Source organism: Streptosporangium sp. NPDC006930 (assembly GCF_040635605.1).
Classification (GTDB): domain Bacteria; phylum Actinomycetota; class Actinomycetes; order Streptosporangiales; family Streptosporangiaceae; genus Streptosporangium.
Genome location: NZ_JBEYID010000009.1, coordinates 284,583 through 306,748, shown reverse-complemented (window position 1 = coordinate 306,748; position 22,166 = coordinate 284,583). Strand labels below are relative to the sequence as shown.

The window sequence follows — 22,166 nt, the reverse complement described above, 5'->3', positions numbered from 1 at the left end:
CACTACGACTTCCCTCAACGAGAAGATCTATGAGCCATGCTCTGGAGGAGCATCACCATGAGCTCACCGAGGCGTTCTCCCGTCCGGACTTTCGCGGGTTGCCATTCATGGCTCGTCCGGTCGTAGAAATTCAGGGTGCCGATCAACCTTTTCTCCGCCCGCAATGGCACGGAGAGCACCGCCCGGACCTCCGAGACCCGCGCGGCGACGCCGGGGAAGCCGAGGGGCCTGGCCGCCCGCAGGTCGTCGACCAAGACGTCCTCGCCGCGGCTCAGGGTCTCGATGGCGGGCCCGGCGCCGATCTGCTCCTGGATCAGCTCCAGTTGTCGGCCCCGGTCGTCGGAGCCTCCGACCGCACGCAACCGGTCGTGGTCGTCTATCAGCATGAGTGCGGCCCCGTCGGAGCCGAGAACGTCGGCGAGGGCGCTCAGGGTACGGTCGACGAGCCGAGAGAATTCAAGAACCTGGGTCATGGGCGAGCTTCCTCCACGTCGAGGTAGCTCCGCGGACACAGGGCGGAATGATCTGCGAATCAAAGCCTAGTGCCGCCCGATGACTCCGGCCAAGCGGTTCCCCCTTGGTGCGACCCCCAGAGGTAACTGTCACCAGCCGTATGGCCTGTGCTGGCACTCGAAGACTCGCTCCTAACGGTACCTGTCACCGGCTCCCAGAGATAAATGTCACCTACGAGGGCTTCCCAGCGTTGTTGTCACCATGATCGCTCCACCAGGAACACAACTGTCACTTTGAGTATATAGATGTATACCCATGGTGATTTCTACCGTGGTGCGATGGCGCAGTTGAGACGAGAACGTGCGGACATCATGATTCTCTCGCACCGCTGTGACCTGCTGGATCTGGTCGCCAATGACCCAGGAGCAATCTCATGGAATGACCTGGGCTGGACGTTGTCGTCGGCCTGGTCCCGGGAATGGACGACGTCGTGGCAGGTCAACGGAACTGAGGTTATCTGCCCGGTACGTGACATGGGTTCGTTCGATGTTCACCGGGGCGAGCCCGTGCGCCGGTTCACCTGGCGAAAAGGGCAAAAACACCGTCCCGGACTGGCGTTCATGGTCAGCACGGGCCAACAGCCGGGATTTGAGAGCTTGGAAGAAGCCAAGCTCTTGCTCGTGCTGGACTTTCTAGGCGAGATCGTCGCGCTGCTGTGCCAGCCGTTTTGGCTGCGGTTTTCCACCCCGGACGGCGTGAGGAAACACGCCCCGGATGTTCTGGTCGCCACCACCAGCGGGACGTGGCTGATCGACGTCCGCCCCCGAGACCGGATTGATACAGAGGATCGGGTGAAGTTCGCCGCCGCGGCGGAGGCCGCGCTGGCCTGCGGGTGGCGGTATCTGGTGGTCGCCGGCTGGCAGCGACAGGTCATGGTGACACTGGACACCATTTCCTCGCAGCGCCGGCCGTTGACCGATCCGTTGGGCCTGCGCCCGCTCATCGTGGACAGGCTGCGATCTGGGCCGTGCTCATTCGGAACGCTGGTGGCCGGCACGGTCGCGCCAGCGGTCGCCCGCGCGCAGCTGCTGCATCTGGTGTGGTCGCGTCAGGTGGGTGTTGACCTGGCCCGCCCGCTCACCGACGACTCGATCGTCTACCCCGCGGAGGTGAACGCGCAATGACCTCGGCCTTGCTGGATCTGGCGGTGGGCTCGGGCCTGGAGCTGCGCGGCACCCACTGGTTGGTGGAGCGGCCTGAACCTCACCGCGGCCAGGTCGTGCTGATCGATGAAGGCGGGCAGCGCGAGTGCACCAGTATCCGGTTTCTGATCAATCACGCCGGGTTCGAGTCAGATGCGCGGCCTGCGGGACCGGCGACGAGGGGTGACCGTCAGCCGAAAGTGCTCACCGATCTGACGCCCCATCAGCAGGATCTGGTGGCGCTGCGGATGGCGCACCTGCTGGAGGTCGCCACCGGCTATCGCAGTGGAGACCCCGAGCGGCCCGGTCCAGGTGAGCCGAGGCCGTCCTATGATCCGGCGTTCACCACGCTGACGCAACGCCGCCACGCCAAGGTCGCCGAGTTGCGAGCATTGGGCTTCGAGCACTCCCGGCTGCGAGCCCGCCCAAGGCCGTGAGCTGGGCCGAACTCGGCGAGGTCTTGGGGGTCTCGGCCCAGGGCAGTGCCAGCCTGGCCTCGTCAAGCCAGGAGGTCCAGCTTTTCACGAGCGCCGGTGCCGGGCCGAGGCGTCAGGACCACGACACGGAGGTCGGCGTTCTGCGTGGTCAAGACGTTGGCGTCCAGGGGGATGGCGCCCACTACCGGATGTACAGCGGTCTTGTGGGCGCTCTCGTGGACGGCCACCGCGCGCAGCGCCCACAGGTGGCGGAACCGATCGTTCCCGGCTAGGCGGGAGACCAGCGCCGCCACGTCGGGGTCGTTCGGATAGCGGGCGCTGGTGCTGCGCAGGTCGGCGACCAATGACTGCTCAAAGTACGCACGCTCGGTGTCGGTCTGGCGGACCCGGGGGTTTCGGGATTCGAACTGGATGATCAGGGCGTTGCGATCGTCGACGGTCGCGTCGGCGGGATCACCGAAGACGGCCGCGAACAGCCGGTTCCAGTGCAGCAGCCGCCAGGCGGCGTCGTAGACGGCCACCGGGATGTCGCCGAGTTCGTCGATGACGCGGTGCAGGCTACTGGGGATCAGGCAGGGAATCCGGTCTGGGGCAGGGGCGAAGCCGGCGAGGCGCATCAGGTGCGCTTGCTCATCGTCGGAGAGTCTTAACGCGCGAGCCAGGGAAGTGCAGACCTGCGCCGAGGGTGTGGCGGCCCGGCCCTGTTCGAGGCGCGCCACGTATTCGGGGGAGATGCCGGCCAGTGTCGCCAGCTCGCCGCGTCGCAGCCCTGCGACGCGGCGGGAGGATGCGGTCTTCAGACCGACGGCGGCCGGGTCTACGCGGTCCCGCCAGGCCCGCAGCGCGGCACCGAAGTCGTTTATTACCACAGGATCCCCTATTGGTCAGCCTAGTTGGGTGGTACAGGTCGTACGCGGCAGATCTGTGCCTTCCACCGTCCGGTCCTGCCTTTCATGATGGAGATCATGAGCAGAGTGACCAGAATGAACCACATCGGGGTGCCGGTCAGCGATCTCGCGCGGTCGGTGAAATGGTACGAAGACGTTCTCGGCATCGCGCCGAACGGCGTGACGATCTCGGCCAAGAACCCCGCGATCGGTGCGGTCGTCGAGCTGGAGAACCCGTCGATGCGGGCATCGTTCGCACTGGCCGGCGACAACGTCCTCCTGGAACTCATCCAATACGACAACCCGCGGCCGAAGCCCTTCACCGGGCGCAACTGCGACGTCGGGGTCATGCACCTGTGTTTCGAGGTCGACGACCTCGACGCGGCGCACCGTGACCTGGTGGAGCGAGGCGTACACGTCAACGCCGATCCGGTCGTGCTGCAGGACGGCGATGGCGTCGACGCGGGGACGCTGGCCGGAACGAAGATTCTGTACCTACGGGACCCCGACGGCATCCAGCTGGAACTGTTCGAGCTGCCCGACTAGAAACGCCGGCTCTCTTGCCCCGATCGACGGGAGAGCCGACTACCGGTCGCGGAATTTCTGTCTGCCGAGCAGAAGGCCGCGCCTACGCCTCGTGCGGTGCAGACCGCGTTCATCGACCTCTTCGTCATGGTGACGACCGCAGTGGCGTACGTGCTGTGCCGCGGCTGGACCAGCTGGCGGACCGCGGCCTCGGCCGGGTGAGGTGAGCCGATCACATCGCCGGTGATGGCGCAGGACCTTGCCGCTCCGGTCGGGGCCGGAGAGGTGCGGCAGACCTCTGCGGCCGGTACGGCCAGGTCACGATGCCGACGGCACCATCAGCGGCCGGCAGTCGGGGCTGTGCCTCGGCGTCGACAACGCGGCCACCGCCAACGGCATCACCGTCTCCTCTGGGCCTGCACCGGCGCCGTCGACCGACGCGGGACCCGGCGGTAGATCGATACCCCCGCGATCGCATCACCGGTCGCGGGCTGAGCTTAAACTCCGTTTGTGGTCGAACCAGTCCGAACACCGCCACATGGGAAGGCGTGCCGTGGTGACGTACCGATCACGACGATCGCCGAGTTCGCCGGCGTGTCGTCCCCCTACGGTGTCCGAGGTGCTCGACGGCCGCGGCGGCGTAGGCCCATGACCCGCCGGCGGGTGGCAGCCCTGCTCTGTGACCTCTCCGCGCGGGCCCGGCTCGACGGCTTCGGTGCTGCCATCGACAACGTCGGCATCCCGTACGACGACGGTATGGGGCGCCACGGCATTCTCACCTTTGAGCGGGGCGTGACACCGGGGGCCGACCTGTCGAGCCTGCCCGGCCGTCCCACGGCGACCGTGTGCGGCGACGATCTCCAGGCCCCGGGGGTCTATGAAGTCGCTCGCCGGGCCGGTCTATGGATTCCGGACGATCTGAGCGTGGTCGGATTCACCGATGTCGACCGGGCCACCTGGGTCGCGCCACCTCTGATCGCGGTGCGACAGCACTCCTCGGAGATGGGCGCGACCGCCGCGCAGCTCGCGCCGGCACTCGCCGCGGGCCGGCAACCGGCACCAGACCGGCGCGAGCTCGAAACCACTCTCGTGGTGCGCGCAAGCGCCGCCCCGCCCCCGGCGACCGTTCGTCCGGACACGCGCGGAAGCTGATGGCCGATATCAGGTCGGGGTGTTTCGTCGCCCGGAAGATGGAGCTGAGCGAGATCGCGGCGGTGACGGTAGCCGCGGCGGAAGGCCGTGGCGGCGCGATGCTTGTCCTGGGCGAAGCGGGGATCGGCAAGTCGACGCTCATCGACGAGGCCGCTGTGCCGCTCGACGACTGGCAGGTGCTGCGCGCCGGTGGTGTCGAGTTCGAGAGCGAACTGCCTTATTCGGCCCTGCACCAACTGTGTATGCCGGTCCTTGAACACCGCGCCGACCTGCCCGCACCGCAGTGGCGCGCGCTCGAGGCGGTGTTCGGCCTCCATGCCGGGGTCACGCCGAGCCCGATGCTGGTCGGTCTGGCTGTCCTGGGCCTCCTGGGCGCCGCGGGCCAAGACCGGCCGGTGTTCTGCGCGATCGACGACGTGCAGTGGATCGACGCCGGATCGAGGCAGGTGCTGGCCTTCGTCGCGGCGCGCATCGCATCAGAGCGGATCGCCATGGTGTTCGCCGCCCGTGACGTCGCTTCGGTCCCCGAGCTTGTCCGCGTGCCCACACGCACTCTCGCCGGACTCACCGACTCCGAAGCCCTCACACTGCTGCGCTACCTGGCGCCGTTCGGCCATGACGCCTGGATCGTGCAACGGATCCTCGCCGAGGCGGCCGGCAACCCCCTCGCACTGGTCGAGTTCGCCCGCGACGCCGGGCCTCTCGGCCTACCGGGGGATGCGAGGCACCGTGCTGTGGAACAGCGGTTCGCGCATCGATTCCTCCAGCTTCCCGCATCGACGCGCTCGGTGCTGGCGCTGGCCGCGGCGGAGCCGACGGGCGACCTCGCTCTGCTGCGGCGTGCCATGACCTTTCAAGGGCTGAGCGGCGCGGATCTGGCCGCGGCCGAGGACAGCGGCCTGTTGCTGACAGGTCCACGGGTGCACTTCCGGCATCCGCTGGCGCGTTCGGCGGTATACCGATCGACCGGTGCCGAGGCGCGACGGCATGCGCACGCGGCGCTGGCCGCCGGCACCGACGCCGACATCGATCCCGACCGCCGCGCATGGCACCGGGCCAACGCCGTCGCCGGTCCTGACGAGAGGATCGCGACGGAACTGGAGCGTTCGGCGGACCGGGCGCAGCGACGCGGCGGGTTCGCGGCCGCGGCCGCGTTCTTCGAGCGCGCCGCACGGCTGACGCCGAGCGGTTCGCGGCAGGCACGCCGGTTGTTGTCCGCGGCCCAGGCGCGGTTGAAATCGGGAGCGCCCTCCGGCGCTCGGGAACTGGCGGATCAAGCTGAGCGTCATCAGCTGGATCCGGCCGGCCGTTCCGCGGCACGTCTGCTGCGCGCCATGATCGATTATCACGTCGAACGGAGTATTCCAGCGACGATCGCGCTCATCGACGCGGCCGACGGCATGGAACCCGATGAAGCCGGCGAGACCTACCTGGAGGCGTTCGCATCGCTGATGTTCAGCATCGACGAGCCAGGCAGACTGCGGCGGCTCGCCCTGCACCTCCGCGAACGGGTACACCAGCGCAGGCCGCCACGTCCGGTCGACCTGCTGCTGGAGGCGTTGGTCGACCAAAACCTCCGCGCGGTGGACGAGGCCGTGCCCACGATGCGCCGTGCGGTCGACGCCTTTCAAAATCATGCCCGCACGCCCGACGCGGATCCGTGGTGGATGGAACGCGCCTGCGTGTTGAGCATCGACCTCTGTGACCGCGCCGCCATGGAGCAGATCGCCGATCGTCAGGTCGAACTGGCCCGGACGCAGGGCGCCTACGCGATACTGCCGCACGCACTGCGCTTTCAGGCGGTTGCCCGGACAATCGTGGGCCGCTTCGCCGACGCGCACGTCTGCATCATCGAGGCGCGTGCGGTCGACGAGGCCGCGGGGACGTCCAACCTCGTCGGCTCCGACCTGATGCTCGCCGCGTTGAGCGGCGACGCCGAACGGTTCCGCGAGATACGAGAGATGCTGCACAATCGGGTCGGAGTGGAGTTCACCCCGCTGCATTACGCGAGCGGTGTGCTGCACAACGGGAACGGCGACCATGAGGCCGCGCTCGAGGCGTTGCTGGTCGCGCAGGACCAGCACCGGCGCGGTTCGTACGTCGTCACCGCTTTCCACGGCGAACTCGTCGAAGCCGCCGCGGCCACCGGACGTCCCGAAGAAGCCGAAGACTCCGCCGAATGGATCGAGAGTCTCGCACGGGTCAATCCGAACGCCTGGACGACAGGCGCGCACCTGTTGGCCCGTGCGCTGCTCGACCCGGGGCTGGGCGCACAGGACCTTTACCGTGAAGCGATCAGCCGGTTGGCCGAAAGTGGAATGCGGGTCCACTACGCGCGTGCCCGCCTGCTCCATGGGGAGTGGCTGCGACGGGTCGGCCGCCGTACCGAGGCGCGGGTGGAACTTCGTGCCGCACACGATCTGCTGTCCACCATCGGCGCGCGTGGATTCGTCGCCCGCGCCGCCCGCGAACTGGATGCAATCGGCGAGCAGGCCCTAGCCGGCGACTCGGATTCGCCGGCCGGGCTGACCGCTCGGGAACTCCTCGTCGCCCGCAAGGTCGCCTCCGGCGCGGGCACCAAGGAGGTCGCGGCCCTGCTGTTCGTCAGCCCGCGAACGATCGACGCCCATCTGCGCAACCTCTACCGCAAGCTGGGCATCACCTCACGCCGCCAGTTGCGTGAGCTCTTCCGATGACGGTGCCACCCCGACAGGCCAGCGGAAGGCCCCGCCGGAGGAGACCGGCGGGGCCGCCGGGTTACCTCGGTGCTGGATGACGGGCGCGCTTACCCTCCCGTTCGGCCACGGTCTTCAGCTCCTTCAGCCATGTTTCGAGACCCGCGCCGAGGGCGGCGGTGGAGAACCCGACGTCCTGCTCCACCTGGTCACCGCGCCACGTCTCCTCGGTGCGCACGACAACCCGGCCGCCTACCTCGGTGAAGGTCCACACGTGGACCCCCTTGTCGATTCTCAGCCCGGCACCGATCGCCGGTCCGTCCCACCGAAGGCACTTTTGGTGCCGCAGCTGCCGGACGGTGGAGGTGACCACGAGGGTCGTGGCGGGGTTCAGTTCGGTCTCGGGTATCGGCGTCGTCCATCGAAACGACGAACCGGGACGCAACGGGCCACGATCGAGCCGCTTGCTGGAGAGGACCGGCTTCTGCCACGACGGCCAGCGTTCCACGTCGGTCTGAATCCTCCAGACGGTACGCAGCGGAGCGGCGATCACCGTCTCCGTCCGGTAGCGGATCTTCGCCGAGGTGTCGACGGTCTTTCCCACGCATCGCAGCGCCGTGCGGTCGGAGCCGCCGACGGGCGTGGCCTCGGCCCGAGCCGGTGCGCCCGTAACGCCCATCAGCCCGCCGACGACGACTATCGCCGTGACGGCGCTCACACGGTTCCTCATGATGCGGTCGCCGCCTCGGCCGTGGTCTTGAGCCGACGCAGCCACGTGGCGAGCGTCGTGTCGAGGCCTGCCTGGAACGTCGCGGGGTCGGCATCGACGGGCGGGCCGGCGAAGGACTCCTCGGTGGACACCTCGACGCCGTCGCCGGCCGGGGTGAGCGCCCAGACGTGGACGCCGAGGACGCCGTCCGGCCCGCCACCGTAGCCTCGCCACACAAGGCGTTCCTGCGGCCACACCTGAACACACGTCGACTCGATCTCCATTCCCGCGGCGGACCAACGGAACACGGAGCCCGACGCAAGCGGACCGGGCGTTTCGATATGCGCGTACGGAATCTCCGGCAGCCACGTTGTCCACGCGTCGATGTCGGTGAGAATGCGCCAGACGGTGTCCGCCGACGCGGTCACCGTGACGCTGTGGCGGCTGACCACCGGGGCCGACTCGTCAATGCCGGCCTCCTCGGCGTCCATGACGTTCTCCATCGTGATGTTCTCTCCTCGGTCAGTGACGATCGGGAACGCCGGGCATGAGCGAGTCGTTACATCCACACCCGGCGGATGCGATCGTGCCAAGATGACCGATCTCCGCACATCGGCGAGAATTACCTATCTTGCGACACGTCGCCCGGGCACGTGAGATACAGCACCGCTGCACGAGAATCCGACCGCGGCGTTTCGTCCAGCACAGGACTCCTCAAGGAGCCGGAATTCGCCGCCACACTCGCCATTCTCAACCAGCTCTACGTCAACCATTCCGTCCTGCAACCCCAAGCCAGCGTCGTCGACACCATCCGCCGACACGGACTTGAGCAGGTCCTCCACGCAGGCCGGGACCGCCGTGAGCTTCCCTCCGCAGGACGGGCACCTCGTCTGGACCTGATCCGGTTTGACGGACATCCGAGCTCAGGGGTTCGTCTGGCCCTGTAGGTGAATTTGAGAGCCGGATCTCGACATCGTCTTCGACGCCTTCAGGCAACACTCTCAAGACGATCTTGGTGACAGTTATCGCTGGGAAGTGACAACTATCGCTGGGAATCACACTTGGCCATACGCAGGGGCCGGACATCACCGTCAATACATCGTTAAGCGTTCGGCAAACAACGATCGGCAGGGTTAGGCCCATGAACATCCTGTCACGTTCGGCCATCGCCCGACGACGGCGCACCCTGGCGAACCTCGTGCTCCGTGACCTCGCGGACACCGGCGACGTCATCCTCCCCGCCTGGTGGGAAGAGGAGGTCCAGCGGGAGTTCGGCGGCCTGGGCGGGTTCCTGGCCGAGCTGAGCCGCCAGTGGTGGACGGCCTACGCCGCGCACCTGGACGCGCTGATCGAGCTGGGCCTCGACGACCCCTCCCAGGCGTGGGACGACGTCAGCGAGCAGATGCCGTGGCTGCGGGCCGTACTCGACGCCCACACCGACGACGCGGCGCTCGCCGAGGCCGAGCGGCGGCACTGCGACGTCCTGCGCTGGACGACCCGGCGCGAACCCCGCCACGCGGCCTGAGGACCCCTCCGGCCCGGACGTTCACATGTCGCGCGGGGAACAGCCGGGAATATTCGCGAGGAATCGGGTAGCCATGAATGATGGTCAGATTTGTCGAAGGTAAGCCCTCGCCTCACAGGAAACCCGGTAACCACGCTTCTGACCTGCGGTTGGGCGTGCGCCTGACGATGGCACTCGTGGCAGTGGCGATCTTCACGGTGCCGTTCGTGGTGCTGCTCGTGCTCGTGAAGACCTCCTCCTCGCCGCTCAAGAGCCTCGACGAGAGCGTCGCCCTGAGCCTGCACGCCCAGGCGCTGGAAAACCCCGGCTACACCACCTTCCTCAGCGTGGCCACCGAGGTGTTCGGCCCCTGGACGTGGCGTGTGCTGGTGGTGCTGGCCGCCGTCTGGCTCTGGCGCCGAGGCGCGCCGCGCCTGGGGATCTGGGCGGTCGCCACGATCACCTTCGGCGGCCTGCTGAACCTCGCCGTCAAGGAGATCGTCGACCGCGCCCGGCCCGACCTGCCGAATCCCGTGGCCTCGGCGCCCGGAGCCTCCTTCCCCTCCGGGCACGCGATGGGAGCGGCGCTGGGTACGTGCATCCTCGTCCTCCTCCTGCTGCCCTTCCTGCGGAGCACGGCCTCGCGGATCATCGCCTGGGCCGTCGCCGCGGCCATCATGGTGTTCGTCGCGTACAGCCGGATGGCGCTCGGCGTCCACTGGACCAGCGACGTGATCGCGGGGGTCGCGCTGGGCGTGGTGGTCGTGGTGGGAGCGGCGGCGGGGTTCGAGGCCTGGCGCCGCGGAGAGGGCCGCAGGCCCGCCGAACCACACGTGGAAGGCGTCGAACCCGAGGCGTTCCGGGAGACCCGTTCGGGGTAGCTGGCGCGCCATGTCGAAAATGTCGGTGGATTTCAAAGGCGTGACACGTCTCATCCTGGCGCCGCTGGCCATCATGGCCGTGCTGACGATCGGCGTCGGACTCCTCATCACCAGGGTCCTGCAGACGACGACCCTCATCGCGAACGACCAGGGGGTCAACGCGCAGATGGCCGAGGGCCGCACGGCCCAGCTGAGCTCGATCACCGACGTGCTGTCGGGCCTGTCCGACACCCCGGTGATCATCACTGCCACCGCGCTGCTGGTCATCGGCTTCCGGCTCGCCTTCAAGCGCTGGAACGAGTCGATCTTCCTCGCGCTCGCGGTCTTCTCCCAGTCGGCGATCTTCCTGCTCGCGACCGTCTTCGCCGAACGCAAGCGACCCGCCGTCGAGCACCTCGACCCCGCCCCGCCCACCTCCAGCTTCCCCTCCGGGCACACCAGCGCCGCGGTCGCCTTCTACTGCGGCGTCGCCCTGGTCCTGACCCTCCACACCCACCGTTTCAAGATCCTGAACGTGCTGTGGTGGGTGGTCGGTCTGGGCATTCCCCTGGGCATCGCCTACTCGCGCATGTATCGCGGCATGCACCACCTGAGCGACGTGAGCTGGGGTTTCCTGCTCGGCGCGGTCTGCATCGCGGTGGCCGCCAACGCACTGCTGTTCCGGCCGGTGGTGCAGGAGAAAAAGAAAAAAGTTCTGAGCACGTAGCGATCCCCGGCCACATCGGGGATCCGGGCGTCGCGAAGATCGCTGAAGCGGGCCCCGGCGGGGGTGAGAGAGGGACATTCCCCACCCGCTGGGCCGCTTCACATGAGACCGTTGTGAAGCAGCACCACCAAGGTTCACACCCGCTATCAGGTGTCACCAAAAGATCACTGCGCGCTACGAAGTAAGATGAAAACCTCGTTAGGGAGATTCAAGTCCTCCCCTCGGGGCACGAGCAGCCAGCCGACCGGACCGAGGACGTTCGACGGCTACCCTCAAGGAAGGAAGCCGGCCATGGATCAACAGTCCGTCGTCTGCCAGAAATGCACAGGCGTTCTCCTCGCCACCGACTCCCGCACCTACACCGCACAGCGAGGACGCCTGATCCTGGCCAACGGCTACTGCACCTGTCCTGCCGAGCAGGCCCCCACCGAGCAGGCCGCTCCCCAGCAGCAGTCCCAGCCCCAGCCCGCCGCGGAGCAGCCCTCCACGCACCGGCAGCCCGCCCACCCTCAGCAGCAGCCCGCGAACCAGACCTCGATGGTGGGCGCCTAGCACCTTCTCCGGAGGGTCGTCGCGGCGTCGGGGGGCGTACGCGACGACGAAGCGGCGCTCAGCCGCTCAACCCCCAGGCCAGCACCACGGACAGACCGCTCGTCGCGAGCAGGCCGACGACCACCACTATGGCAATCACTCGACGGTTCATACCTGAGAGCCTAGCCAGGCATCCGGATGGTCCCGCACGTCAGCGCCCGGGTGGGGCACCAGGGGCGAGTACGAGATCATGACGGCCAGCTGGTCGGGTGCGTCTGCTCGCTCTCCGCGCGGATGATGTGGATCACCGCGTTGATGAGCGCCAGGTGGGTGAACGCCTGGGGGAAGTTGCCGAGGTGGCGCCCGGTCACCGGGTCGATCTCCTCGGCGTAGAGGCCGAGGGCGCTGGCGAAGGAGAGGACCCTCTCGCACAGCCTGCGGGCCCGGGTGAGCTCCCCGATCTCCGTCAGCGCCGAGACGAGCCAGAACGAACAGATCGCGAAAGTGCCCTCCTCCCCGCTCATGCCGTCGTCCGTACTCTTCGTCTCGTAGCGCAGGACCAGCTCGTCGGCGGTCAGCTCGTCGGCGATGGCCAGCACGGTGGCGCGGACCCTGGGATCGTCGGGCGGCAGGAAGCGCACCAGCGGGATGAGCAGGAGCGACGCGTCGAGGGCGTCGGTGTCGTAGTGCTGCCTGAAGACCCCTCGCTCGCTGACGCCGTGGGCGCACACGTCGGCGTGGACCTCGTCGGCGACCGCCTGCCAGCGCTCGGCGAGTTCCGGCTCGTCCCTGAGCCTGGCGAGCCTCGCGCCCCTGTCGGTCGCCACCCAGCACATGACCTTCGAGGAGGTGAAGTGCTGTGGCTCGCCGCGTACCTCCCATATGCCGCGGTCGGGCTCCCGCCAGTGCCTGATGGCCGACTCGACCTGCCGCTTCAGGATGGGCCAGATCCGCTCGTCCAGGCGGTCCCGCGACCGGGTGTGGATGTAGAAGGAGTCGAGGACCGCGCCCCAGACGTCGTTCTGACGGTGCCGGTAGGCGGCGTTGCCGACCCTGACGGGCTTGGCGCCCTCGTACCCGGAGAGATGGTCGAGAACGTACTCGTCCAGCTCCCGTTCGCCGTCGATGCCGTACATGACCTGGAGTTCCTCGTCCCGTTCCGCCACATCGGCGATGAACCAGAAGAAGTCGTCGGCCTCCCAGTCGAAGCCCAGCGTGTACAGGCCCCAGAGGGCGAAGGTCGAGTCCCTGATCCAGGTGTAGCGGTAGTCCCAGTTGCGGTCGCCGCGCGGCGTCTCGGGCAGGGAGGTGGTCGCCGCCGCGATGAGGGCACCCGTGGGGGCGAAGGTGAGGCCCTTGAGGGTGAGGGCGCTGCGCTCCAGGTATCTCCGCCAGGGATGGTCGGGGAAAGCGCCTCTGGCGAGCCAGTGCTGCCAGTGGTGGGCGGTCCACACGAGCCGGTGGTAGGCGTCCTCGAAGGTGTACGGCGGCTCGTGCATGGTCCACGACAGCGCGCAGAAGCGCGTGTCGCCCTCCCTGAGCAGGGTGCGCGCCATCGCGCGTCCGCCCTCGAACCCCAGCCGCATGTCGGTGGTGAGCCGCAGCTCCAGGCTCTCCCCCTCCGCCGTCGCGACGCCCTGCTGGTAGCCCCTGTCGGTGTACTCCCAGTCGGCGGGCCTGCGTCCGTAGTCGAAGATCGGCTCGCAGTCGAGCGTGACCTGCGCCTCCCCGCTGACGCACCGCACCGTGCGGAGCAGCACGTGGGAGGCGTCGTAGTCGGTCGGCGCCCTCCTGTGCGTATGGGAGAGCTCGGCCTCGTCGTGGTGCCAGGGCCCCATGAGCAGCACGTCGCGCACGATGATCCAGCCGGTGGGGGTGCCCCAGCTCGTCTCCAGGACCATGGTGCCCGGCAGGTAGCGGCGCGCGGCGGGCACTCTCAGGTCGGCGGGGCCGAGCCGGAAGCCCCCCGCGCCCCGGTCGAGGAGTGCGGCGAAGACGCTGGGGGAGTCCATCCGGGGCAGGCAGAGCCACTCGATGTTCCCGCTCGGGGCGACCAGCGCGGTGGTCTCGCAGTCGGACAGGAACCCGTAGTCGGCGATGGGCGGGAAAGGGGAGGGACCGGGCAGCGCGTACGCGGGTGAATTCCCTGTCATCAGTTCTCCTTGAGCCTGGAGACCTCCGCCTTCGAACGGAGAGGACCGTCAGGCGCCCTTCCTACCCCGGCTGCCGCTTTCAGGCACATCTTTCCCCCGGATATCCGCCGCTCAGGGGGCGATGGCTCGGTCCATAAACGATTCTCAGTAATGTCTCACAAGTCACATTATTCCCAGTCGTGTGTGAACTTTTCGGACATGCTTGTGTCGAATCTGCTATTAAGATGCCCGACCAAGGTTCACATCAGAGAGGGTCATCGTGGGGCGCGACGACATCCAGGGATCGTACGAAGAGGATCCTCGCGAGCAGACCGGTCCCCTCGGACCGGCCCAGCGGGAACCCGAACGTCCCGCCGGCGACGTGCTGTCGGACGGCTGGAACGAGATCGACCTTCCGGACCCCGTACCGGGCGACGGATCCCAGGTGATCGTCCACGTCGACGGGTCCCGGGAGATCATCCGGACCGACGGCTCCCGGGAGATGGTCTATCTCGACGAGCGTCGCGAGACAGGGGACACCGACGTCACGTCCGACGGCCCCCTCTACCGCGACGAGGACGGGGAGACGCCGACGCGCGGTTTCCTGGGGTCGGGCTGGCGGGAGGACCCCGACCCCTACGAGGAACGCCGCCGCAAGGGCAGGAGCAAAAGCAGGATCCTGCTCGCGGTCGTGGGCGGCGTCGTGGTCGCGGGGGTCGCGGGCGGCTGGATGCTCTCCGCCTCCGTGAACGGGCAGCCCGACACCACGTGCTCACCCGGCGCGCGGTGCTCGGTGGCCGACATGCCGAAGCTGCCTTCCGAGACGCCTGCCCCCCGCCCCGAGGAGGAGGCGACGGAACCGTCGGAGGAGACTCCCACGGCCGAGGAGCCGACGACCGCCCCCACCCGGGCACCTCGGGCCCAGGAGCCCGCCCGTCCGTCGCCGACCCGCAGCGCCCCGCCGAGGGAGACCGGCCCGACGCGGACCGCCGAGGAGAGCGAGCAGGAGGAGACCTCCCGGGAGAGCCCGGCTCCGCGAGCGCGGATCACCTCGGAACCCGCACCCTCGCAGACCGGCCAGACCCCCACCGAGAGCGCCGAACCGAGTCGGCAGCCGACGACGGCACCGCCGACGCAGGACACGGGAACGAACGACAACTCGGGTGGCGGTGGTGGCGGTGGCGGCGGTGGCGGTGGCGGTGGCGGTGGCGGCGGTGGCGGCGGTCTGCTCGACTGGCTGTTCCGGTAAGCCGTCACACCACCATGACCGGAGAAACCGGATCCGGGGGAGCCGGCCATCGGGTGGCGACACCGGTCAACGTTCGGAGACGGTCCGCCGGGAATTCCCCGCCCCGGCCCGGTGCTCCTGAGGACTGACGCCGCGTTCGCGCTTGAAGGCGACGCTGAGCGCGAACGCGCTGCCGTAGCCGACCTGCGTGGCCACCGCACCGACGGTCGCGTCGGTCTCGCGCAGCAGGTCGGCGGCCATGGCGAGCCTCCAGCCCGTGAGGAACGTCATTGGCGGCTCGCCCACCAGCTCGGTGAAGCGGCGAGCCAGGGCCGCGCGGGAGACACCGGCCCCGGCGGCGAGCGTGGCCACCGTCCAGGGGTGGGCCGGGTTGTTGTGCAGCATGCGCAGGGCCTTGCCCACCACGGGGTCACCGTGGGCGCGATACCAGGCGGGCGCCCCGGCCTCGGGGCGGGAGAACCAGGCCCGCAGGACGGCGATGAGCAACAGGTCGAGCAGCCGGTCGAGAACGGCCTCCTGGCCCGGATCGTCCTTGACGATCTCGTCGCAGAGCAGCGGGATGATCGGGCAGTCCCAGGCGTCCTCCCGGAGGACCAGCAGTGAGGGCAGCGCCTCCAGCAGACGGCTGCTGATCTCCCCGCGCATCTGGTAGGCGCCGGTGAGGAGCACCGTTGACCCGTCGGGGCTGTTGCCCCAGGTGCGGATGCCCAGGTCCATCTCCTGAGCCAGGCTCCGCCCGTCGAGGGTGGTGCAGTGCTGGCCCGGATGGATCACCACATCGGGCGGTGTGGCCGGATCGCAGGCGACCGTGTAGGGGTCGGGACCGAGGATGATCGCGACGTCCCCCGGCCCCAGGCGCACCGGGTCGCCGTCGTCGGGGACCACCCACGCCTCGCCCCGGACCATCGCCGTCAGGGCGAGCGGTGCCCGGTCCTGGATGCGCAGGGACCAGGGCGGGCTCAGGATCGAGCGGAGCAGGAACGCTCCCCTGGCTCTCGGACCGTCCAGAAAGTCGGTGAGTGCGTCCACACCTTCACCGTAGACGCTGAAACATGGAATCGCGCTTCTCAACCATGGCCCGTCTCAATCCACGCCGGTTCACTGGTCCCATGACTGCGATGTCGCTCTTCCGAGGCCCCGCGCTGGTCGCGGCGGCCATCACCATGGGACTCGTGGCGGGTCTCTTCTACGCCTACACCTGCTCCGTCATGCCCGGCCTGGCCCGGACGGACGACCGGACCTTCGTGAGCGCGATGCAGCGGATCAACGTGGCGATCCTCAACGGCTGGTTCGCCGCCTGCTTCGGCGGCGCGCTGGTACTGACCGTCCTCGCCGCGGCGCTGCACCTCTCACAGGACGCGCGGCCCGTGCTGCCCTGGATCGCGGCCGCGCTCGTCCTCTATGTGGTGATGCTCGCCATCACGATGGGGATCAACGTGCCGCTCAACAACGCCCTCGACGCGGCCGGGGACCCCGACCGCATCACCGACCTCGCGGCGGTGCGGATGAGGTTCGAGGCGGCCTGGGTGCGCTGGAACCTCATCCGCACGCTGGCGTGCGTGGCCGCCTTCGGCTGCCTTACCTGGGCCCTTGTCGTGTACGGGCGCACCGGGCTGCCGAACGGATCGTGACCGGGCGGGTCGGTCGGCGGATGTGTGGCCGGACAGACGACGGCTCGGGGACGACCGGGCGGATCGTGCCCCGGATCGTGCCCCGGATCGTGACCGGGACATGGCGGGGCTGCCCGGTCCGTGCGGACTTCTGCCAGGATGCCGTCTGTCGCCGCCTCCCGCCCCCGGAGCGGATCGGCACACCCAGCGGATCGGCACACCCGGGGAGGCCGGTTCCGCCCCCGCATCCTGACCACTGACACGCACGGGAGCCCCTCGATGACCGGGTACCGGATCCTCGCCGTCGACGACGACCCCGCGATCCTGCGCTCGTTACGGCGCGGCCTGCGCCTGGAGGGCTTCGGCGTGGAGACCGCGGACTCCGGCGAACGGGCCTTGGAGCTGGCCGAAGGCACCGCGCCCGACGCGATCGTCCTCGATGTCTCGATGCCCGGACTGTCGGGCATCGAGGTGTGCGCCCGCCTGCGGGCACGCGGAACGGAGGTTCCGGTGCTGATGCTGTCGGCGATGGACGAGGTCGCCGACCGGGTGGCGGGGCTGGCCGCGGGAGCCGACGACTACGTCGTCAAGCCGTTCGACCTCGGTGAGCTGGTCCTGCGGCTGCGTGCCCTGCTGCGCAGGGCCGGGCGGGCGGTCGGCGAGACGGTCCGGGTGGGCCCGCTCACGGTCGACCCGACCGCCCGCCGGGTCACCGTGAGCGGCAGGGAGGTCGAGCTGACCCGCCGGGAGTTCGACCTGCTGGAGGTGCTCGCGTACAACGCGGGGGTCGTACTGTCCAGGTCTGTGCTGCTGGAACGGGTCTGGGGGTACGACTTCGAGGTGACCGGCAACGCCGTGGACACCTTCGTGAGCTACCTGCGGCGCAAGCTGGAGGCCGGGGGTGAGCCGCGCGTGGTGCACACGGTGCGCGGGGTCGGGTTCGTGGTGCGGGACGGGCACCGGTGAGGCTCTCCACCCGGTTCGCGGCCTGCCTGGCCGCGCTCGTCCCGCTGCTGGTGCTGCTGGGCGGCCTGCTCGTACTGAACCTGGTCTCCCGCGACCTGCGCGCCGAGCGGGACGAGCAGATGGCGACGCGGGCGCACGCGCTGGCGCCGCTCGCCACCTCGTACTCCTGGCGCGTCCGCATGACCCCCCGTCTACCGCCGGACCTCATCGCGCAACGACTCGCCGGGGCCGCCGCCATGGGGGCCGGCAGCCCCGGCGGGATACGCGTCGAGATACCGGGGAGCAAGTCGTTCGACATGGGAGAGGTACCGGTCACGACACCCGCCGTGGCCGGTGAGGGGCCGGCCACCTTCGGCGAAGGCGCACGGGAATGGCGATTCGTGGTGTCCGACCTGGGCCCGCGAGGGGGCGCGGGCCGCCTGTGGGTGTTCGAGTCCGAGGAGCACCTCGACCGGCGACTCGGGGTACTCCGCAGCCGGTTGGCGCTGGTCACCCTGATCTCGGCGGGAGTGGGCGTCGTGGCCGGTCTCGCTCTCGGCAGGTTCGCGGTGCGCCCCCTGGCGGTACTCCGCGGCCAGGCGCGGGGAATCGGCGCGTCCCCCGTGGGGGAGACACGGCTGGAGACCGCCTCCGGGGTCACCGAGATCGACGAACTGGCCGGCGTGCTCAACGATCTGCTGGACCGGCGTGACGCGGCGGTGACGCGCACCGGCGAGGCGCTGGAGACCGCCCGCGCCTTCGCCGCCACCGTGGCGCACGAGCTGCGGACGCCGCTGACCAGCATGGGCACCAACCTGGAACTGCTCGGCCACCCCGGACTGGATCCGGTGGAGCGCGCCGAGATCGTCGCCGACCTGAGTGCGGAACACGGCCGGACACAGCGGCTGATCACGATGCTGCGCCGGCTGGCGCGCGGCGAGCTGGTCGAGCCGGCGGCCTTCACCGAGACCGATCTGGCGGAGATCACCGCCGTCGCCGTCGAGGAGGCGCGGCGTCGCCACCCGAGGGCCGCGTCGCCTTCTCCCCCACGGCCGACCTGCCGGTACGTGGATGGGCGGAAGGACTCCGGATGATCGTGGACAACCTCCTCGACAACGCCGCGATCCACGGCACGGATGTCCCGGACCTCCCTGACGGTAGGGACGGGGCGGGCCGTCCTGACAGCGCGGACAGCGCGGACACCGTGAGCGACGCGGACAAAACGGACAACGCAGACAGCGGCATGGGCGGCACGAGTGCCATGGACGGCACTAACGGCACCGAGCGTGCCACGATCACGGTGACGCTGTCCGCCGACGGTACGGTCGCCGTGCTCGCCGTCCAGGACGCGGGGCCGGGGATACCGCTCGCCGAACGCGACTCCGTCTTCACCAGGTTCCACCGCCGGCCCGGCAGCCCGGGTTCGGGCCTCGGTCTCACCCTCATCCGCCAGCAGGTGGCTCTGCACGGCGGCACTGTCACGGTGACCGACCCCGAGCAGGGCCGCGGAACGCGCGTCGAAGTACGGTTGCCCGCCTCGACTCCCCTCTCCACCCACTCCCCGACGCGACCCGGTGAGCGTCCTTCGGATGTCGGCTCCTGGCTCGCCGAGCCCCGCCGGTCCCCGCCGTAGGCCGTGCCGGAGGTCCGCTGAATCTCCGCCGTCGCCCGTCCCGGAGATCCGCCGCCGGGCATGCCGAAGTCCCGCCGTGGGCCGTGCCAGAAATCTGCCAAGAAAGTGCGTCATGCTCCCCGCCGTACGCGAGCGGCTCACCCCGCCACCGAACCCACGGGGGAAACATGAACATCCATCGCCTGCGAGTACCCGCGATCGCGACGGTCGCCGCACTCACGCTGATCGGCTCGGCGGCTCCGGCCGGAGCCCTGGCCATGACGTCGGCCTCCCTCGCACCGGCCTCGTCGCCGTCCGCACCGGCCGTCGCCGAGGCGGGTGCCTTCGACCTCGTACGACCATCGGCGAATCCGGTCAGACTGCGGAGCGACCCGAGAAAGCTCTCGGTGACCTACACCTACGAGGGCGACGAGCGCACCCTCGACGACTTCCTCGCGCGCACGAAGACCAACGGCTTCGTCGTCCTGGACGGCCAGAAGATCGTGGACGAGCGCTACGTCGAGGCCAACCGCAACACCCGGTTCCAGTCCTGGTCGATGGCGAAGTCCTTCACATCGGCCGCGATCGGCATCGCCCTGCAGGAGGGCCACATCCGCTCGATCGACGACCAGGTGACCCGCTACCTTCCCGAACTGCGCGGCTCCGGCTACGACGGGGTGTCCATCCGCAACCTGCTGCGCATGTCGTCGGGGATCGCCTGGGACGAGCGCTCTGACATACCCAAGGTGCAGATGGCCGTGAAGCGGGGCCAGTCGGTCGAGAAGCTGGCGGCGCGGCAGGTGCGCGGCTGGAAGCCCGGCAGCAGGTTCGAGTACACCAGCATGAACTCCTTCGTGCTCGCCGACATCGTCAGCCGCGCCACGGGCACGCCGTACCACCGGTACGTGGAGAAGAAGATCTGGCAGCCCGCCGGCATGGAGTCCACGGCGCGCATCGAGAAGGACTCCACCGGCGACAGCCTCGGCTACTGCTGCTACCACGCCACCGACCGCGACTTCGCCCGGTTCGGCCTGCTCTACCTCCGTGACGGCAAGGCGGCGGGGCGCCAGGTCGTGCCGAGCGCCTGGGTGAAGAAGTCGACCACGCCCTCCGCCTCCTTCAACGCCGGCTACGGGCTGCACTGGTGGCTCGGCGACGGCGACGAGGGCGACTTCATGGCCGCCGGGTTCGGCGGGCAGTACGTCTACGTCTCTCCCAAGCACGGCGTGGTCGTCGTCAAGTCGACCGTCTCCACCTCGGCCCACGACCAGCGCGAGGCGCTGGTCGCGTTCCGCGCCGTGGCCGCCGAGGTGGCGAAGACCCGCTGACGACGGCCACCCGCACGGGGGCGGGAGCCGGATCGGCCGGGGGCCGACCGCGAGGACAGGCCGGGGGACGGCGCGTTCTTCCTGCCTTGCGCTGGAGGCCCGGCATCAGGGCTCCGATATCGGGCTCCGGCTTTCCCGTTGGAAGCCCCGGCATCGGAGCTCCGGACCAAAGGTCCGGCATCAGGGCTCCGGCTTTCCCGTGCCATCGAACACACCTATCGCAAACAGGGGGATAACTCACATGACCAGCACGAAATCCGGCCCTCGTCGCTCTCTTCGCCTTCGAGGGCTGCTCACAGCACTGGGAGTCGGCGCGCTCATCGCCTCCCCGCTCCCACAGGCCGCCGCCGCGACCGCCGCACCGCCGGTGACACCGGACTGCTCCTGGAAACTCCGGGTGAGCGCGGACACCGTCAACATCTTCTTCCCCGACACCGCGGCGTCGTACTGGGTCCTGCCGTTCACGGTTCAGGACCGTCTGCGGATCAAGCTCTCGGGTGAGTACGCGGACAGCCGGTACACCTCGTTCAACGTGTACAAGGACGGCGGAGGGTCGTTCACGTTCAACGGTGTCGGCTCATCGCTGCCCGACCACCTCATCGACCCGGAGCCGGGCAGCGTCAACCCGTGGCAGCAGCAGGCGGAGCCCGGCGGGCGCTAAACGGTGACCGTGAGCTCCGACGCGGCTCCTGGCCAGGTCAACACGCTTCCCCTCGCTCCCGAGGGCACCGCGGAGGGCGCGGACGGCTACGTTCTCCTGCGGGCCTACCTGCCGGCCGACGGCGACTTCTCGCGGGTGCCGCTGCCGTCGGTCACCTTCGAGCGCGACGGCGTCTCCACACCGGTACCCAGGTGTGAGAGCACCGGCACACCCACGCGGGGGCAGATGGAGTCGCTCGAAGGACTCCGCATGGACCCGCCGCTCGCCGAACCGGAGCCGATGAAGTTCGCCCGCGTGAAACTCGACACGCGGCGCGTCGGCGGCTTCCCGAACGCGGACGCCGCCTACCTCAGCGCGACCGTCCCCCCGCCGGCCGACCGCGAGGTCGTCGTCGTCCGGGGCAAGGCGCCGCGCGCCTCCGTCGGTTCCCACCCCTCACCGTGGCCGAGGACGGACAAGGACGTGCGCTACTGGTCCATGTGCACGAACCTCACCTTCCCGCTGCTCCCCGTGGTGGTGAACAACCTGCCAGGCGGAACGGTCAGTTACGGGTGCCGCAGCGACGACGAGACCACGCTGGACTCCACCGGCCACTACACGTACGTGATCGGCAAGGAGTCGCAGCGCGCGGCGATCGAGAGGATTCCCGGGGTGACCTTCCTGCCGTTCTCCACGACGCAGCCGAGGGCCGCGCACACCGTCCTGCTCCGCAACATGGTGGTGGACGAGAACTTCGCCGAGGCCGTCCAGAATGTCCCCGAGGACGGTGACCCGGCCTCCGCCGCCGCCGTGATGGGCCCGTACCACCCGAAGGTCTCGGTCTGCTCGCTCGCCGCCCTGGCCTCGGGTGGCCCGCAGAACTGCCCGCCGGTCTAAGCGTCCGCCGTCCGCCGGTCCAGGTGTCCGCCGGGGCGAGTCCCGTCAAGGGGGCGGGGATTCGCCCCGGCGGACAGTGTCATGTGCGGCG

The 22,166-nt window shown here is 69.2% G+C and carries 23 protein-coding genes; 17 read left to right on the top strand and 6 right to left on the bottom strand.

Translation table 11 applies throughout. The features are described 5' to 3' along the window. Window positions 1-14: 14 nt before the first annotated feature. Window positions 15-473, bottom strand: coding sequence for a GAF domain-containing protein (locus ABZ664_RS18790; RefSeq protein WP_362510818.1), 459 nt, complete (start codon window positions 471-473; stop codon window positions 15-17). Window positions 474-791: 318 nt separating this feature from the next. On the opposite strand from ABZ664_RS18790, the gene ABZ664_RS18785 reads away from it, so the two are divergent. Further along, window positions 792-1,637, top strand: coding sequence for a TnsA-like heteromeric transposase endonuclease subunit (locus ABZ664_RS18785; protein WP_362510814.1), 846 nt, complete (start codon window positions 792-794; stop codon window positions 1,635-1,637). Beyond that, window positions 1,634-2,092: a hypothetical protein gene (locus tag ABZ664_RS18780; RefSeq protein WP_362510811.1), complete on the top strand. Its 459-nt coding sequence runs from the start codon at window positions 1,634-1,636 to the stop codon at window positions 2,090-2,092. The genes ABZ664_RS18785 and ABZ664_RS18780 overlap by 4 nt, the downstream gene beginning before the upstream one ends. Window positions 2,093-2,154: 62 nt before the next feature. Here the strand turns inward: ABZ664_RS18780 and ABZ664_RS18775 are convergent, their stop codons facing one another. Further along, window positions 2,155-2,961: a helix-turn-helix transcriptional regulator gene (locus ABZ664_RS18775; protein ID WP_362510808.1), complete on the bottom strand. Its 807-nt coding sequence runs from the start codon at window positions 2,959-2,961 to the stop codon at window positions 2,155-2,157. Between the two features lie 96 nt (window positions 2,962-3,057). On the opposite strand from ABZ664_RS18775, the gene ABZ664_RS18770 reads away from it, so the two are divergent. The 3 genes from ABZ664_RS18770 to ABZ664_RS18760 all read left to right on the top strand — a co-directional run bounded on the left by ABZ664_RS18770 (window position 3,058) and on the right by ABZ664_RS18760 (window position 7,352). Next, entirely contained in the window at window positions 3,058-3,525 is a 468-nt protein-coding gene (locus tag ABZ664_RS18770; RefSeq protein ID WP_362510805.1) for a VOC family protein, read from the top strand. Between the two features lie 642 nt (window positions 3,526-4,167). Next, window positions 4,168-4,656 carry a substrate-binding domain-containing protein gene (locus ABZ664_RS18765; protein ID WP_362510801.1) on the top strand — a complete coding sequence of 163 codons (489 nt, stop codon included), beginning with the start codon at window positions 4,168-4,170 and terminating at the stop codon, window positions 4,654-4,656. After that, window positions 4,656-7,352 (top strand): AAA family ATPase, encoded by a 2,697-nt coding sequence (locus ABZ664_RS18760; RefSeq protein ID WP_362510798.1) that lies wholly within the window; start codon window positions 4,656-4,658, stop codon window positions 7,350-7,352. The genes ABZ664_RS18765 and ABZ664_RS18760 overlap by 1 nt, the downstream gene beginning before the upstream one ends. A 61-nt stretch (window positions 7,353-7,413) precedes the next feature. Here ABZ664_RS18760 and ABZ664_RS18755 read toward each other — a convergent pair whose 3' ends face one another. Continuing rightward, window positions 7,414-8,049: an SRPBCC family protein gene (locus tag ABZ664_RS18755; RefSeq protein WP_362510795.1), complete on the bottom strand. Its 636-nt coding sequence runs from the start codon at window positions 8,047-8,049 to the stop codon at window positions 7,414-7,416. 8 nt (window positions 8,050-8,057) lie between these two features. Continuing rightward, on the bottom strand, window positions 8,058-8,543 hold the full coding sequence (locus tag ABZ664_RS18750) for an SRPBCC family protein (RefSeq protein WP_362510792.1): 486 nt from the start codon (window positions 8,541-8,543) through the stop codon (window positions 8,058-8,060). 638 nt (window positions 8,544-9,181) lie between these two features. On the opposite strand from ABZ664_RS18750, the gene ABZ664_RS18745 reads away from it, so the two are divergent. From ABZ664_RS18745 to ABZ664_RS18730, 4 genes are all read left to right on the top strand, one after another. Further along, entirely contained in the window at window positions 9,182-9,565 is a 384-nt protein-coding gene (locus ABZ664_RS18745) for a hypothetical protein (RefSeq protein ID WP_362510789.1), read from the top strand. A gap of 167 nt (window positions 9,566-9,732) precedes the next feature. After that, window positions 9,733-10,425, top strand: a complete 693-nt coding sequence (locus ABZ664_RS18740) for a phosphatase PAP2 family protein (protein ID WP_362510786.1) — start codon at window positions 9,733-9,735, stop codon at window positions 10,423-10,425. 40 nt (window positions 10,426-10,465) lie between these two features. Next, window positions 10,466-11,131 (top strand): phosphatase PAP2 family protein, encoded by a 666-nt coding sequence (locus ABZ664_RS18735; RefSeq protein ID WP_362510784.1) that lies wholly within the window; start codon window positions 10,466-10,468, stop codon window positions 11,129-11,131. A gap of 291 nt (window positions 11,132-11,422) precedes the next feature. Then, window positions 11,423-11,683: a hypothetical protein gene (locus tag ABZ664_RS18730; protein WP_362510781.1), complete on the top strand. Its 261-nt coding sequence runs from the start codon at window positions 11,423-11,425 to the stop codon at window positions 11,681-11,683. 227 nt (window positions 11,684-11,910) lie between these two features. Here the strand turns inward: ABZ664_RS18730 and ABZ664_RS18725 are convergent, their stop codons facing one another. Continuing rightward, window positions 11,911-13,815, bottom strand: a complete 1,905-nt coding sequence (locus ABZ664_RS18725) for a glycoside hydrolase family 15 protein (RefSeq protein ID WP_362510778.1) — start codon at window positions 13,813-13,815, stop codon at window positions 11,911-11,913. Window positions 13,816-14,074: 259 nt separating this feature from the next. On the opposite strand from ABZ664_RS18725, the gene ABZ664_RS18720 reads away from it, so the two are divergent. Next, entirely contained in the window at window positions 14,075-15,043 is a 969-nt protein-coding gene (locus tag ABZ664_RS18720) for a hypothetical protein (RefSeq protein ID WP_362510775.1), read from the top strand. Between the two features lie 66 nt (window positions 15,044-15,109). Here the strand turns inward: ABZ664_RS18720 and ABZ664_RS18715 are convergent, their stop codons facing one another. Beyond that, on the bottom strand, window positions 15,110-16,072 hold the full coding sequence (locus tag ABZ664_RS18715) for an AraC family transcriptional regulator (protein ID WP_362510772.1): 963 nt from the start codon (window positions 16,070-16,072) through the stop codon (window positions 15,110-15,112). Window positions 16,073-16,152: 80 nt separating this feature from the next. Between ABZ664_RS18715 and ABZ664_RS18710 the strand changes: the two genes are divergently transcribed. The 7 genes from ABZ664_RS18710 (at window position 16,153) to ABZ664_RS18680 (ending at window position 22,075) form a co-directional block, all read left to right on the top strand. Continuing rightward, window positions 16,153-16,674 carry an anthrone oxygenase family protein gene (locus ABZ664_RS18710; RefSeq protein WP_362510769.1) on the top strand — a complete coding sequence of 174 codons (522 nt, stop codon included), beginning with the start codon at window positions 16,153-16,155 and terminating at the stop codon, window positions 16,672-16,674. Between the two features lie 258 nt (window positions 16,675-16,932). After that, window positions 16,933-17,619: a response regulator transcription factor gene (locus ABZ664_RS18705; protein WP_362510766.1), complete on the top strand. Its 687-nt coding sequence runs from the start codon at window positions 16,933-16,935 to the stop codon at window positions 17,617-17,619. Further along, window positions 17,616-18,692 carry a HAMP domain-containing sensor histidine kinase gene (locus ABZ664_RS18700; protein WP_362510763.1) on the top strand — a complete coding sequence of 359 codons (1,077 nt, stop codon included), beginning with the start codon at window positions 17,616-17,618 and terminating at the stop codon, window positions 18,690-18,692. Before ABZ664_RS18705 ends, ABZ664_RS18700 begins: the two co-directional genes overlap by 4 nt. Further along, window positions 18,689-19,231 carry a sensor histidine kinase gene (locus tag ABZ664_RS18695; protein WP_362510760.1) on the top strand — a complete coding sequence of 181 codons (543 nt, stop codon included), beginning with the start codon at window positions 18,689-18,691 and terminating at the stop codon, window positions 19,229-19,231. The genes ABZ664_RS18700 and ABZ664_RS18695 overlap by 4 nt, the downstream gene beginning before the upstream one ends. 167 nt (window positions 19,232-19,398) lie before the next feature. Continuing rightward, a complete protein-coding gene (locus tag ABZ664_RS18690) occupies window positions 19,399-20,538 on the top strand; it encodes a serine hydrolase domain-containing protein (RefSeq protein ID WP_362510757.1) in 1,140 nt (379 codons plus the stop codon). A gap of 241 nt (window positions 20,539-20,779) precedes the next feature. Further along, window positions 20,780-21,199, top strand: a complete 420-nt coding sequence (locus ABZ664_RS18685; RefSeq protein WP_362510754.1) for a hypothetical protein — start codon at window positions 20,780-20,782, stop codon at window positions 21,197-21,199. Between the two features lie 9 nt (window positions 21,200-21,208). Beyond that, window positions 21,209-22,075, top strand: a complete 867-nt coding sequence (locus ABZ664_RS18680) for a hypothetical protein (RefSeq protein WP_362510752.1) — start codon at window positions 21,209-21,211, stop codon at window positions 22,073-22,075. The last annotated feature ends 91 nt before the right edge of the window (window positions 22,076-22,166 follow it).